The sequence below is a fragment of the Micromonospora acroterricola genome (genome assembly GCF_003172955.1).
In the GTDB taxonomy this organism is placed as follows: domain Bacteria; phylum Actinomycetota; class Actinomycetes; order Mycobacteriales; family Micromonosporaceae; genus Micromonospora; species Micromonospora acroterricola.
In genome coordinates this window covers 1-13,913 of record NZ_QGKR01000146.1, presented here as the reverse complement: position 1 = coordinate 13,913, position 13,913 = coordinate 1, and the positions used below count along the sequence as shown (strand labels likewise).

12 protein-coding genes are annotated in these 13,913 nt (G+C 75.1%); 5 read left to right on the top strand and 7 right to left on the bottom strand.

Annotated elements, in window-relative coordinates; all coding sequences use genetic code 11:
• Positions 1-26 precede the first annotated feature (26 nt).
• Genes DKT68_RS07420 through DKT68_RS07405 form a run of 4 tightly spaced genes read left to right on the top strand, consistent with a single transcriptional unit; the run spans position 27 to position 4,259 of the window.
• Positions 27-1,163, top strand: coding sequence for an 8-amino-7-oxononanoate synthase (locus DKT68_RS07420; protein ID WP_109816692.1), 1,137 nt, complete (start codon positions 27-29; stop codon positions 1,161-1,163).
• Positions 1,164-1,212: 49 nt separating this feature from the next.
• A complete protein-coding gene (gene bioD / locus DKT68_RS07415; RefSeq protein ID WP_109816691.1) occupies positions 1,213-1,917 on the top strand; it encodes a dethiobiotin synthase in 705 nt (234 codons plus the stop codon).
• A gap of 54 nt (positions 1,918-1,971) precedes the next feature.
• Complete coding sequence (locus tag DKT68_RS32355) at positions 1,972-3,585, top strand: sensor histidine kinase (RefSeq protein ID WP_269089841.1); 1,614 nt, start codon at positions 1,972-1,974, stop codon at positions 3,583-3,585.
• Positions 3,582-4,259, top strand: a complete 678-nt coding sequence (locus tag DKT68_RS07405; protein WP_269089840.1) for a response regulator — start codon at positions 3,582-3,584, stop codon at positions 4,257-4,259. The genes DKT68_RS32355 and DKT68_RS07405 overlap by 4 nt, the downstream gene beginning before the upstream one ends.
• 29 nt (positions 4,260-4,288) lie before the next feature.
• Here the strand turns inward: DKT68_RS07405 and DKT68_RS07400 are convergent, their stop codons facing one another.
• From DKT68_RS07400 to DKT68_RS07380, 5 genes are all read right to left on the bottom strand, one after another.
• Positions 4,289-5,083: an ABC transporter permease subunit gene (locus DKT68_RS07400; protein ID WP_109816667.1), complete on the bottom strand. Its 795-nt coding sequence runs from the start codon at positions 5,081-5,083 to the stop codon at positions 4,289-4,291.
• Entirely contained in the window at positions 5,080-6,012 is a 933-nt protein-coding gene (locus DKT68_RS07395; RefSeq protein WP_109816666.1) for an ABC transporter ATP-binding protein, read from the bottom strand. Before DKT68_RS07395 ends, DKT68_RS07400 begins: the two co-directional genes overlap by 4 nt.
• 92 nt (positions 6,013-6,104) lie before the next feature.
• Positions 6,105-6,971, bottom strand: a complete 867-nt coding sequence (locus DKT68_RS07390; protein WP_109816665.1) for a polysaccharide deacetylase family protein — start codon at positions 6,969-6,971, stop codon at positions 6,105-6,107.
• Positions 6,972-6,981: 10 nt separating this feature from the next.
• Entirely contained in the window at positions 6,982-8,187 is a 1,206-nt protein-coding gene (locus DKT68_RS07385; RefSeq protein WP_109816664.1) for a cytochrome P450, read from the bottom strand.
• 9 nt (positions 8,188-8,196) lie between these two features.
• Positions 8,197-8,865: a class I SAM-dependent methyltransferase gene (locus DKT68_RS07380; RefSeq protein WP_109816663.1), complete on the bottom strand. Its 669-nt coding sequence runs from the start codon at positions 8,863-8,865 to the stop codon at positions 8,197-8,199.
• Positions 8,866-9,015: 150 nt separating this feature from the next.
• Here DKT68_RS07380 and DKT68_RS07375 point away from each other — a divergent pair, with 150 nt between their 5' ends.
• On the top strand, positions 9,016-9,858 hold the full coding sequence (locus DKT68_RS07375; RefSeq protein ID WP_236646768.1) for a hypothetical protein: 843 nt from the start codon (positions 9,016-9,018) through the stop codon (positions 9,856-9,858).
• A 152-nt stretch (positions 9,859-10,010) separates the two neighbouring features.
• Here the strand turns inward: DKT68_RS07375 and DKT68_RS07370 are convergent, their stop codons facing one another.
• Both DKT68_RS07370 and DKT68_RS07365 read right to left on the bottom strand, forming a co-directional pair.
• Positions 10,011-12,941 carry a M36 family metallopeptidase gene (locus DKT68_RS07370; protein WP_109816662.1) on the bottom strand — a complete coding sequence of 977 codons (2,931 nt, stop codon included), beginning with the start codon at positions 12,939-12,941 and terminating at the stop codon, positions 10,011-10,013.
• Between the two features lie 175 nt (positions 12,942-13,116).
• Positions 13,117-13,698, bottom strand: a complete 582-nt coding sequence (locus DKT68_RS07365) for a TIGR03086 family metal-binding protein (protein WP_109816661.1) — start codon at positions 13,696-13,698, stop codon at positions 13,117-13,119.
• Positions 13,699-13,913 lie beyond the last annotated feature (215 nt).

The following is a 13,913-nucleotide window of genomic DNA, read 5'->3' as shown; positions in this document are numbered from 1 at the left end:
GCGCGGACGGCGGCGGAGGGGTGACGGTGGCGGACTGGCTGGCGGCGCTCGACCGCCGTGCGGAGTTGCGGGCTAAGGCCGGGCTGACCCGGCGACTGCACCCGCGTCCCGCCGCCGACGGAATGACCGATCTGGCCGGCAACGACTACCTCGGCCTGGCCACCCACCCCGAGGTCACCGGCGCCGCGGCGGCGGCGCTGTCGGCGTACGGGCTGGGGGCGACCGGGTCGCGCCTGGTACGCGGCTCCACCGACGCGCACCAGGCGCTGGAGGCCGAGCTGGCGCAGTGGCTGGGCACCGACCGGGCTCTCGTCTTCTCCTCCGGCTACCTCGCCAACCTCGGCGCGCTGCGTGCCCTCGTCCAACCCCGCACGCTGCTCGTCTCCGACGCGCACAACCACGCGTCCCTGATCGACGGCTGCCGGATCTCCGGTGCGGAGACGGTGGTCACCGCGCACGCCGACGTGACGGCGGTGGCGGCCGCGCTCGCGGTGGCCCCGGGCCGCCCTGCGGTGGTGGTCACCGAGTCGGTCTTCTCGGTCGACGGCGATCTCGCCCCGCTGGCCCAGCTGCACGCGGTGGCCCGCCGCTACGGCGCGCTGCTGCTGGTCGACGACGCGCACGCGCTCGGCGTGACCGGCCCGGCCGGCGCCGGCGCGGTCGCCGCCGCAGGGCTCGCCGGCCAACCGGACGTGGTGGTCACCGCCACCCTGTCCAAGGCGCTCGGCGGCGCGGGCGGGGTGGTCGCCGGGCCGGCCGAGTTCGTCCGGCACCTGGTCGAGACCGGCCGCACGTTCATCTTCGACACCGCGCTGCCGCCAGCGGTCGCCGCCGGCGTGCACGCCGCGCTCCGGCTCGCGCGGGCCGGCGACGACCTGCGCGCCGAGCTGGCCGAGCGCGTGGCCCTGGCGGTCGACCGGCTGCGCGTCGCCGGGCTGACCGTCTCCGCCCCGGACGGCGCGGTGATCTCGGTGACCGCCCCCGGGCCGGAGGCGGCGACCACCTGGGCCGCCGACTGCCGGGACCGGGGCGTCGCCGTCGGCTGCTTCCGACCGCCGTCCACCCCGGACAGCCGATCCCGGCTTCGACTGACGGTCAGCGCCGGGGTGCCCCGGGCGGCCTTCGAGCGGGCCCTGGACGTCATCGTGGAGTGCGCCCCATGAGCGCGCAGTCGCGGATCGTGGTGGTCCCGTGAGCGCGTGGCAGGGTGCGGTGCTGGTCACCGGCACCGACACGGAGGTCGGCAAGACGGTCGTCACCGCGGCGATCGCCGCCGCCGCGCAGGCCGCCGGCCTGCGGGTGGCCGTGGTCAAACCGGGCCAGACGGGTACGGCCGGCAATGAGCCCGGCGACGTGGACGCCGTCAACCGGCTGGCCGCCCCGCTCACCGGTCGTACGCTGGCCAGCTATCCGGACCCGCTCGCCCCGTTGGCCGCCGCCCGGGTCGCCGAGCTGCCGCCGCTGGAGCTGTACACCGCCGTGGACGCTGTCCGCGACGAGACGGACAAGCACGACCTGGTGCTGGTCGAGGGGGCCGGTGGGCTGCTGGTTCCGATGGGGCTGCGCCCGTCCGGCGAGCCGTGGACGATGGCGGACCTGGCGGTGTCGCTCGGCGCGCCCGCGGTGGTGGTCGCCCGCGCCGGGCTGGGCACGCTCAACCACACCGCGCTGACCCTGGAGGCGCTGGACCGGCGGGCGGTGCCGGCCGGCGTGGTGATCGGCGCCTGGCCGACGAGGCCGGAGCTGGTGCACTGGACCAACCTCACGGACCTGGTGCCGAACCTGCTCGGCGCGCTGCCCGACGGCGCCGGGGCGATGGACCCGGGCGTGTTCCGGCGTTCCGCGCCGGGCTGGCTCACCCCGTCCCTGCACGGGGTGCTCGACGACTGGCGGGCCTGGGCCGAGGAGATCGGCTGACCACCTGACTTTCGTCGGTGTCCGCCCAGGTCGGGCGTCGGTAGCCTGGCCGCCGTGAGGATCCTCGGGTGGCCGGCGGGCATGCCGTCGCGGCGGGTGTTGCCGGATGCGCTGCTCTGGGCGGTGGTCGCCGCCCCGATCGGGTACGCGAGGCTGACCCCGCCGCACCCGGGGCACGACCTGGTGTTGCTGGCCGCCGGGCTGACGGTGCTGGCCGTGGCGGTGGCGGTGGGTCGGCGTCGGCCGCTGGCCGCCCTGCTGCTGGTGGTGCTCGGATCGCTGGTCGACGGCAATTTCGTGTTCGCCATTCCGGTGTTCAGTTACCTGTCCGGGCGGCGCAGTGCCGGTGCCGCTCCGGCGGCCGTGCTGTTCGGCGCGATCGCGGTCGGTGGCACGGTGCTGAACCTGGGGTTGCTCGGCACGGGGGAGGGCACCTGGTTCCTGCTCGCCTCGGTGCTGCTCTTCGCCGGGGTGTTCCCGTGGCTGGTCGGCCGGTACCGCCGGCAGCAGCAGGAGCTGGCGGGCGCGGGCCGCCGGCACGCCGACGCGCTGGCCCGCGAGCAGCGCGGCGCCGCCGAGCGGATCCGGTTGCGGGAGCGGGCCCGGATCGCCGAGGAGATGCACGACTCGCTCGGCCACGACCTCAGCCTGATCGCGTTGCGCGCCGCCGCGCTGGAGCTCGCCGACGACCTCGAGCCCGGGCACCGGGCTGCGGTGGGGCAGCTGCGGGCCAGCGTCGCCGCCGCCACCGAACGGCTGCACGGCATCATCGGCGTGCTCCGGGAGGAGGGCGGCCCGGCGGGGGTCCGACCGGCCGGTGAGACCGTCGCCGACCTGGTGGACGGGGCACGGGAGGCCGGGATGGCGGTACGGCTGGACGCCCCGCCCGGCGCCGTGGAGCTGCCCGGGATGATCGGCGCCGCCGCGCACGGGGTGGTTCGGGAGGCGCTCACCAACGCGGCCCGGTACGCCCCGGGCGCCCCGGTCACCGTCACCCTCGCCCCGGCCGAGGACGGGATCGAGGTGGGCGTGCACAACGGGGCGCCGCCGGCCGGGCCGCTGCCCACCCCGCCGTCGTCCGGCAGCGGTCTCCTCGCTCTCGCCGAGCGCGTCCGGTTGGCCGGCGGCGTCCTGGACGCCGGTCCGCGCCCGGACGGGGGCTTCGCGGTACGGGCCCGGCTGCCGCTGCGCGCTGATCCCGCCGCTGTCGTCCCCGCCGATCCGGCCGCTGGCGATCCCACCGGGGGCTGGGCGGGCGCGTTCACCGGGCCCGGTGCGGCGACCGGTGATGGTCCGGTCGTCGGTGGTGGGGCGGAGCGGCCGGTCGACGCCGAGCGGCGGCTGCGCGAGGCCCGCCGGCGGGTACGACGGAGCCTGCTGACGGCGCTCGCCGCCCCGGCCGGGCTGGCGCTGGCCCTGTCGCTGGTCTACCACTCGTTCGCCACGGCCGGGACGGTGCTGGACGAGTCGACGTTCGAGCGGATGCGGCCCGGCACCGCCCGCGCCGACCTGTCCGGGTTGCCCCGCCGGCAGCTCACCCCGCCGGCCGGCGCCGGAGAGGCTGGCTGCGAGTTCTACACCGACGGCAACTTCCCCCTCGCGGCGCCGACCTGGCGGCTCTGCTTCACCGACGGCCGACTGGTCAGCAAGGAACGGATCACGCAGTGAACACCGGTATCGACACCGACGTACCCGTCCGGGTGGTCCTCGCCGACGACGAGGCGATGATCCGTGCCGGCGTCCGTGCCATCCTCGCCGCCGACCCGGGCATCGAGGTGGTCGCCGAGGCCGGCGACGGGCGGGCCGCGGTGGAGCTGGTCCGCGCGCACCGGCCCCGGGTGGCGCTGCTGGACATCCGGATGCCGCGGCTGGACGGCCTGGCCGCCGCCGCCGAGATCCGCCGGGTGGCGCCGGCGACGGCGACGGTCATGCTGACGACCTTCGGTGAGGACGACCACGTGGCGCGGGCGCTCGGGCACGGTGCCAGCGGGTTCCTGCTCAAGGCCGGCGACCCGCGCGAGCTGATCGCCGGCGTGCACGCGGTCGCCGAGGGCGGGGCGTACCTGTCGCCGCGGGTGGCCCGCAGGGTGATCGAGCTGGGCGCCGGGCGGTTGTCCCGCCGACCCGCCGCGCGGGACCGGACGGCCGGGCTCACCGAGCGGGAACGGGAGGTGCTGGCCCTGGTCGGGGCGGGGCTGTCCAATGCGGAGATCGCCCGCCGGCTGCACCTGGTGGAGGGCACCGTGAAGAGTTACCTGACCAGCATCTTCACCCGCCTGGACGTCCGTAACCGGGTGCAGGCGGCGATCATCGCGTACGAGGCGGGACTGGTCGACGGGTGAGCGGGGGCCCGGGAGCCCCCGCCCACGTCTCACGCGTCGCGGCGGCGCAGGGCGGCCCGGCCCAGCACCAGCGCGGCGCCGGCCCACCCGGCGAGCAGCAGTAGCCCGACCCAGCCCGGATACGGCTCGGCGTCGCCGGCCAGGAAGTGCCCGCCGGCGACGCCGGGGAACACGTCGGCGATCCGGTTCAGCACCTCGATGTCCGGCTCCTGGAGCGACAACGGCACGATCATCAGGGTGGCGAAGAGCACGGTGAGGGTGAGCACCGCGCTGCGCAGCGCCGCGGCGAGACCCAGCGCGAGCACGCCGACCAGCGCCAGGTACGTCGCCACCGCCACGATGTCGCCGATCGTGTCGGCGGTCGGCGCGCTGCCCCAGTCGCCGAGCACCGGCCGGGCGACCAGTACGCCGACGCCGCCGAGCAGCAGCCCGAGGGCGAAGGTGACGGTGCCGGCGACCACGGCCTTGGCGAGCAGCACCCGACCGCGGGACGGGGTGCACTGCAGGGTGGTCCGGATGGTGCCGCTGGTGAACTCGGCGGTGATCGCCAGCAGGCCCAGCGCCAGCACCGCGTACTGGGTCAGCTCGACGGAGTCGATCAGGACGCTGCCGACGGTGACGATGCCCCGGTCGTCGGCGGGGTCGTCGTTGGTGTTGGCGTTGGCGGCGTAGATGGCGAGCTGTCCGGCGCTCGCGGCCGTCAGCAGCAGCCCGGCCAGTGCTGTCCACCAGGTGGTGCGCACCGAGAACAGTTTGGTCCACTCGGCGGCGACCGCGCCGCGGAAGAGGGCGGGACGGGTGGTCGGCATGGTGTCGGTGCTCATCGTGCCCCGCTTCCGGTCGGGCCGCCCGCGTACTCGACGCTGCCGGCGGTCAGCTCCATGAACGCCTGTTCCAGCGACGCGCCGTGCGGGCTCAGCTCGTGCAACCGCACCCCCAGCTCGTACGCCAGGTCGCCGACCCGGTCCACCGTGCTGCCCGTGACGGTCAGCTCGTCGGTGCCGACCGGCTCGACGGTGGCACCGGTCGCGGCGAGGCGAGCGGCGAGGGTGGCCAGCCCGTCCGGGTGCGGGCTGCGGACCCGGACGGCGACCGCGCTGCCGGCGATCACGTCGCCGATGGGCGCGTCGGCGAGCAGCCGTCCACGCCCGATCACCACGAGCTGGTCGGCGGTGAGCTGCATCTCGCTCATCAGGTGACTGGAGACGAAGACGGTGCGACCCTGGTCGGCCAAGGAACGCATCAGCTGCCGTACCCAGCGCACCCCGTCCGGGTCGAGGCCGTTCACCGGCTCGTCGAACATCAGCACCGGCGGGTCGCCGAGCAGCGCGCCGGCGATGCCGAGTCGCTGGCCCATGCCGAGCGAGAGCGTCCGCCCCGGCTTGGCGGCGGCGCGCCCGTCCAGCCCGACGGCGCCGAGCACCTCGTCCACCCGGCGAGCCGGGATGCCGTTGCTGTGGGCCATGGCCAGCAGGTGCGCCCGGCCGGACCGCGCGGGGTGGATGGCACGGGCGTCGAGCAGCGCGCCCACCTCGTGCAGCGGCCGCCGCAGCTCGCGGTACGCCCGGCCGCCGATCAGCGCCTGCCCGGCCGTGGGGCGGTCCAGGCCGAGGATCATCCGCATGGTGGTGGACTTGCCGGCCCCGTTGGGGCCGAGGAAGCCGGTGACCCGGCCGGGCGCGACGTCGACGGTCAGCGCGTCGACCGCGACGGTCGCCCCGAACCGTTTCGTCAACCCACGTAATGTGATCATGCGCTGACGGTAGGCGCGTGGGCCGCCGTCCCACCGCGCCCAAACGCCACCTCTCCACCCTGACTTTCGTCTGGTGGCGGCGGCGCGACCGGTCACCGCACGTAGTCCTCCAGGAGCGCCGGGGTGAGTCCGGCTCGGTGGATCGCCTTCAGCGCGGCGAGGAGGTCATCCATGAGGGCCGGCCGGAAGTGCATCAGCAGCACGTCGCCGGGCCGCACCACCTTCTCCGGGGTCTGGTAGCGCACGACCCCCTTGTGCACGGTCTCGGTCCAGTGGAAGACCGCCTTCACGCCGCAGTCGTGCGCGGCCCGCAGCGTGGTCGCGTCGCGGTTGCCGAACGGTGGGCGGAACAGTGTCGGTCGCTTGCCGAAGAGCCTCTCCAGCCGGTCCGCCGCGCCACAGATCTCGTTCCGCTGGAAGGCGTACGACCTGCCGGACAGGGAGGTGTGGGTGATGGTGTGGTTCTCCACGACCCCGCCCGCCACCTCGATCTGCCGGAAGTAGTCGGTGTGCTCGGCCGCCGCCGGGGAGTTCAGGAACATCGTGACCGGGATGCGCGCCTCCCGGATGAAGTCGATCACCTGCGGCTGGCGGGCCAACCCGCCGTCGTCGATGGTGATGAAGGCGACCTTCTGCTCGGTCGGCAGCCGGTGCCAGAACGGGGCCGGACCGCTGGTCGGCAGCGGCACCGGTTGCGGTGGCGGCGCCGCGGGAAAGGTCGGCACCCGGGACAGGTACCAGGGCAGGCTCCCGGGTGCGGGCGTACCCGTGGCGGGCAGTGGGGTCGGCGTGGTCCCCGACGGGCTCGCCCACGCGGTGGCCGGGGACGGGGTGGGCTGCCCGGCGGGAACGTGTCGCGCGTGCAGCGCGGCGCGGGGGTTGCCTGTGCAGGCGCTCAGCGCCAGGAGCGCCAGAAACGGTATGACGAAACGGATCCGACGGGTCGAGGTGGCTGACACGCCCGGAAACCTATCGAGCTGCTGTGCGGCCCCGGTCGACCGGGCCGGGTGCTTCGGTGCGGCGGATGACGAAGGCGTCGGGCATCCGGAACGTCAGATTGTCCGGGCACCACGGCGGGCGGACCACGGTCACCCCGTCGAGCAGCCGCCCGGCCTCGGTCACCACCACGGCCGCCTCCATCCGGGCCAGCACGTCACCGACGCAGCGGTGTGCGCCGGCACCGAACGCCAGGTGCCGGCGCGATCCGCGCTGACCCGGGCGGAACTCGTCGGGCGACTCGACCACCGCCGGGTCCCGGCCGGCCCGGGCCAGCCAGAGGACGAGGCTGGTGCCCGCCGGCACCGCGGTCCCGCCCAGCGTGCCGTCCTCCGTCGCCACCCGCCGCCAGGTGACGATCGGCGGTTCCAGCCGCAGCCCCTCCTCCACCACGTCGGCGACGGCAAGCTCGCCGGTGCCGAGCCCGGTCCGCACCGCGGGCTCGCCGGCCAGCCGGTGCAGCAGCAGGGTGAGGAACTGCGACGTCGTCTCCTGCCCGGCGACCAGCAGGAAGAAGAGCGCGCCGACCACCACGTCCGGCGCGTGCCCGGCCGCGCGCAGCTCGGCGGCCAGCCCGCCGCCGGTGGCCGCGAAGTCGCGCAGCACCCGGTGGAACCGGCCCACCTCGGTCGCGAGCGCCAGCTGCCGGTCGGCGTCGAGCGGCGCCCAGAACAACTCCAGTGCCGCGCGGGCGAACTCCTTGACCGCGCCGACCGGTGCGTCCGGCAGCTCGACGAGTCGGGCCAGCACCAGCAGGGGCAGGTCGGCGGCGAGGTCCGCGTGGAGGTCGACCGGTGCGCCGGCGTCGAGCGTCGCGGCCAGCCGGGTGACCCGGTCCCGGACCAGCGCGGTGAGCCAGGGGCGCTGCGCGGCGACCCGGGCGGGGTGCAGCGCGCCCGCGACGATCGACCGGATCTCCGGATGGCTGGCCCCGGAGTTGTTGGCCAGGGTCGGCGGCAACCGGAACCGGTGCCCGGCCAGCACCCGCAGCGCCGTCACCGGCATCGGCGTCACCGCGTCCAGCGCGTTGTCCGGCCGGTAGGCGACCGGGTCGGCGAGGACCTCACGGACCAGCGCGTGCCGGGTGACCACCAGATGGGGTACGCCGACATGGTCGGTCACCGTGGCCACGTCCGGCCAGGGTGCCTCGACCTCGGACGCCCAGCTCCGGAACAGCACGCCGACACGCTAGCCGGCGGCCCCCGGCAGCCCGGCCCGCAACCGCCACACGGTGGTGCGCTTCACCCGGACGCTCTCCAGTGCCTCGGTCACCGGCACGTCGTAGTGTGCCAGCTCGTCGAAGCGGTCCCGGGGCAGGAACGCCCGGCCGGGGTCGCCGACCAGCACCAGGGCGCCGGCCCGGGTGGCGCGCAGCAGGAACCGCAGCATCCGGCGGGCCATCGCCTCGCTGTAGAAGGCGTCCCCGGCGAGCACCACCTCGGCGTCCCCGGCGTCGCCGTCGAGGATGTCGCCGAACTCGGCGTCGACGCGTACCCCGTTGGCCTCGGCGTTGAGCGCGACGGCCGCGACGGCCAGGTCGTCGACCTCGACGGCCCGCACCGACGCCGCGCCGGCGCGGGCGGCGGCGATGGCCACCAGGCCGGAGCCGGAGGCGAGGTCGAGCACCCGGCGGCCGGCGACCAGCTCCGGGTGGTCGGTCACGTGGCGGGCGAGCGCCTGGCCGCCGGCCCAGGCGAAGGCCCAGAACGGCGGCGGCCGGTCGCTGCTGAACTCACCCTCGGTCAGCTCCCAGAGCCCGATCGGCTCGTCCGCCTGGTGCAGACGCACCTCCGGGACGAAGGCCACCGGGGCGAGCCGGGCGTGCAGCCGGACGAACGTGCTGGAGAGTTCGGACACCGGGCGATTGTCCCAGCGACCTGGCGCCCGGCGTGTCGCGGGGGACCGGTGACCGGTTCACCACCCTGGGTGAAAACCCGCCCTGTCGTTGCCGCCCGGTGCGAACACACCCGTCTGGTTCCCCCGACGCCCCGCTCCTAGCGTTGCGGGGTGGAGGCGACCGAACGGAGGACGGCGGTGGTGGCAGTGTGGCGGTACGCGCTGAGGGTCGGGGTGGTGCTGGCCTGTCTGAGCGGCGTGGAGCTGGTCCTGGCCGCTCCGGCGCAGGCGGCCTTCGCCACCGAGCTGAGCGGGCTGCCGGCCCGGTTCACCGCCGGCGACCAGGTGCGCACGGTCTCCGCGGTGGTCTCGCGGACCGACCGCCGGGGTGGCTGTGTGAAGGTGCGCTGGTCGATGGTGCTCAGCGTCCAGGGCATCCGACTCGACCAGGTGAAGATGGACCGGGTGGAGGAGACCGGCGACTTCCCGCTGGAGATCCGGACCGAGGGTGACGTGGCCCGGCTGACCGACCGGCAGCTCGACCCCGGCACGCTCTGCCCGGGCCGCACGGTCACCGCCCGCTACCGGGTGGCCTTCGCCGAGGACGTCACCGACGGACGGGTCACCCTCGCGGCCGAGGCGTACGACGCCAACCTGCGCCTGCTGGCGCGGCAGACGGCCACCCGCTCGGTGGTCGGCGCGGGTGGCGCCCAGAGCGCGTCGGCGGAGCCCAGCGCCCCGGCGAGCGAACCGGCCGAGGCCGAGAACGACCAGGCGGGGGAGACGATCGGGGACCAACCGGTCGACGCGGCCCCTCCGGCGGCCGGCGCCGGGGGTCCGGTCGCGCAGACCGGCGGCTTCGGCCTGGTGCAGGCCGCGTTCCTGCTCGGCGGGCTGCTGCTCTTCCTGGGGGTGGGACTGCTGCTGCGGCTGCGCCACCTGACCCGGGCCGCGACCGCAGAGGCCGACGACCCACCGGTGGACTGGCGCTGGGAGCGTCCCGCCCGGCGCTGACCGGAACGTCCGTTGGGATGCTCGGCCCGGCGGTGATCCTGGGCGCTGACCGGAACGTCTGTTGGGGTGCTCGGCCCGGCGGTGATCGTGGCCGTCTGCTGGGCGCTGACCGGAACGTCGGGGCCGGCGGAGGTCCGCCGGCCCCGACGGTGTCACTTCGAGAACGCCTGGAACTCGGCGATCCTGACCTGGTTCCGGGCCGGGCTGGCGGTCGCGCAGTCCGTCGTCGTGGCCGGGTCGTCGTCCTGCTCACCGGCGTAGTGCGGGCCGCCGGTGCACTGGCTGGCCAGCACCTCCAGTCGCAGGTGGGTGGCGAGGGTGGTGGGTACCGCGAACGTCCGGAGGTTGATGTCCCGGGTGTACGCCCGGTACGCCCCGCCGGGGAACGCGTCGCCCGCGCTGGTGTAGATCCGCTGCCAGCGGGCCGGGTCCGCGCAGTCGGTGGTCGTCGCGTTGCAGGCGGACACCGCGAACGAGCGCAGCCCACTGAGCGCGTTCTGGCTGCCGCTGTCGGGGTCCCCGACGATCGCGGGGCGCAGCATCGCGCTGACGTTCACCCGCTTGACCACCTGCGGGGCGTCCCCGGGCAGCGCCACGGTGAGCTGCCGGCCGGCCACGCCGTCCAGCGAGGCCCAGTTCGTCGCCTCGGTGTCGTCGGCGACCCGGTCCAGGTTGACCCCGTCGCCGGTGATCGTCGCGCCGGACGCCGTGGACGCGAGGTTGCGGCTCATCCGCAGGTCCACGTACCCGTCGTGGCCGGCCTTCGCGACCACGCTGAGCCGCTGGTGCCCGAAGCCGGGTGCCACGGCGAGCAGGTTGTACGTGCCGGCCACCAGCTCCACGGTGTCCGGCAGTGGCGTCGCCGGGTCGGTGTCCGCCACCGGCATCGCCCGCGCCTCGTACTCCCCGACGTACACCCGGATCGGCGCGTCGGCGCTGTCCCCGCGCGGGCGCAGGGTGAGCGTCGCGTTGCCGCCGCTCGGCGAGGCGAAGCTCGGCGTGGGGTCGGTGTCGCCGGCGCCGTTGGTGACGGCGTCCCGGCCCATCCCGGAGCGGGCGAACTCGGCCCAGATCAGGTCCTGGTTGGCGCCGCCGAAGCGGAGCAGGTCGGCGGTGAGCATGTTGTCCCGCATGTCGAGCATGCTGACCTGGCTGGCGGCCTGGAGCAGGAACGAGTCGAAGACCAACTGGGACCAGCGCCGGTTGCCCGGGCACTTGTCCGCGGCGACCTTCCCCTGCGCGCACTCCAGTTGCCGCTGTGGCGTGCCCAGGCCGTACCGCTTCACCAGTGCGGAGCGGACCCGGAAGTTGGTGGCGCCCCAGATCTCCCCGTCGGCGTGCACGGCGGGCCCACCGGTGTTGTAGCCGATGTCGGAGTAGTTGAGCGGGCTGCGGCTGAGGTCGTAGTTGCGGATGCCGCTGACCAGGTTGCCGGTGACGTAGCCGCCGGTGACGAAGGGCGACTCGCCGGGCGCGCGGAACCCGTTCTGGAAGAGGTACTCGGCGGCGAGCAGGTCGCCCCACGACTCGCCCATCGCCCCGCCCTGGTGGCCGCCGATCCCGCTGTCCGGGCCGGCGATCATCCGGTTGGTGATGGCGTGGGTGTACTCGTGGCCGATCACCGTCATGTCGTAGTCGCCGTCCACGCACGGCGGGTACGGTCCGCCGGCCTGCGGCTGCCACAGGTACATGTTGGTGGTCGGCGGCAACCCGTCGCGCGGGGTGCCCTGGTTGGCGTTGTTCCGGTTGCCGGTCAGCGCGCCCTGCTGGGCGCGGCCCTGCTCGGCGTCACCGCCAAGGCCGGAGGGGGTGAGGTTGACCGCCTGGAGGTTCCACGCCGACTCGGTGAAGCCCAGCTGGTACGACCAGTCGTGCATCCGGTTGTGCATGGCGAAGAGGTTGGCGATGGACGCGTCCGCGTCGTTGCGCTGGGCGGAGGTGAACACCTCCGGGTTGCACTTCGACTGGTGCCACTGGTCGGTGAACGGGTACTCGTAGCGGCGTTCCGGGCTGGTGGGGGCCGGGACGACCGGGGTGCCCGCACCCCAGGAGAGCACCGTGTTGGCCGAGTTGCCGCGCGAGGTGAAGGTGGGTGTGCCGGTGGCCGCGTCGACGTCCCACGGTTGGCCGGTGGCCGGGTCGCGGAAGGCGGCCTGGCAGCCCGGCGCCGGGTCGCCGCACCAGCGCACCCTGGGGTCCTGCCCGGGGCCGAGGTCGCGGGGTGGGGTGGCCGGGAAGACCGCCCAGCTCGGGTTGTCGGAGTCGTAGTCGACGAGGTCCTCGCGGACCAGCACCTGCCCGGTGATCCCGTCCACGTAGGTGGTGAACGCGGCCGGGTGGTCGGTGTCCGCGCCGATCAGGGTCACCTCGTACGCGGCCCGGGGGCCGTCCAACGGGGTGGGTACGGCGACCGCGCGAACGGTGTGGCTGGCCACCGCGTTGGCGTCCAGCTTGGCGTCGGCGAGCGCGGCGGCGTACGCCTGCTCGGCGGTGCGGGTGGCCGGCGCGGGCGCGCCGGTGCCGCGGGCCAGCGAGGAGCTGACCGAGAGCACGGTGCCGCCGGAGACCGCGACGGTGACCAGGCCGTCCGGCCCGGCGGGCAGGTCGCCGAAGCGCTGCCGCAGGGTCACGACGGCGCCGCTGCCGATCGGCCGGACCAGCACCCGCTCCAGGTCGGCCACCGTGGCGGCGTCCATCCCGAACAGGTCCTGGTTGGCGGCCAGGTAGGCGCGGGCGGCGGCCTCGGGGTCGGTGGGCAGGCCGGTGGCGAGCGGGGCGCGGCCGGGGCCGAGCGCCTGCGGGGTGCCGAGCCGGTTCCACCGCACGTCGGGGTCGGCGGCGCGGGCCAGCCCGCGCTGGCGGGCGTCGGGTGCCGCCGTACCGGTGCGGTTGTCGACGTCGGCGTGCTGGTGCCCCTCGGCGAACGGCCCGGACCGGCGTTCGGCGGACGGCGCCCCGCCGGTGGGGGCGGCGGTGCTCACGCTGGTGGGGAGCAGCGCGGCGACCGTCGCGGTCGACGCCAGGACGGCGATGAGCCGGCGTCGACGCCGGCTCATCGGGGGTGACCACTCCGGTTGTGGCACGGGACCTCCTCGTGGGAGCGGATGGCCGGCGGCCGCCGGCCGATGCTGCGCGGTAACGCATGCGCATCTGTGGATATCAGCCGGTGGAGGTGGCGGCAAGGTCCGGGCGCGGTGACGCGCCGACAGATCGAGATAAACCACCGCGTAAAGGCTCACGCCCGCAGGCGCGACGCGTTCAGTCGCCGGGCGCCCAGTCGGGGTCGCGGCCGAAGGCGGCCAGCAGACGGTCCTGCTCGTCGACGTCGGCGGACACCCGCACGCCGGAGCGGACCAGGTCGTTGCGCCGGTAGTCGTCGACCCGGCCGGCGAACCACCGGGCGCACGTGCGCACCGCGTCCGGGTCCAGCCGAGGCTCGGCCCCGATCGCCACCGCCACGTCCCAGCCGTGCACCAGGTGCTCGGCGAGGAGCTGCTGAAGGTACTCGTCGGCCGGGGTGTCGCCCGCGGACAGGTGCACGGTGCGGTCGAGGGCACCGGGATGGGTGGCGGCGATCTCCGCCTGCGCGGCCGCCTCCCGCGCCACCGTGGCCGGATCGGCCCCCAGCTGGTCGCCGTCGAACCGGCCACCGACCTCGTCGATGGTGCGGCCGGCGAGCAGCGGCACACTCCACCGATCCTCACCCACCACGTGGTTGACCAGCGCGCGCACGTCCCAGTCCGGGCACGGCGTCGGGTCGGACCACTGGCCGGGCCGGATCTGGTCCACCCGGTCGACGAACTCGGCCAGGCTCCGGCGGTACGCCTCCAGCAGATCCATGATGCCGATTGTTCCGGCCGTCGCGGTGGGCCGAGCCGTTTTGCCCGGCCCCGACAGGATGATCCGCCCGGCGGGTGGCCGCCTCACAGACGCTCCTATGCCGCGTCAAGTGGTTGGGGTGGGGTTTCCAGGCGTCGGTAGATTTCGCGGGCGACGTAGCGTTTGAGGCAGCGTTTGATCTCGCGGTCGGTTTTGCCTTGGGCGCGACGGCGGTC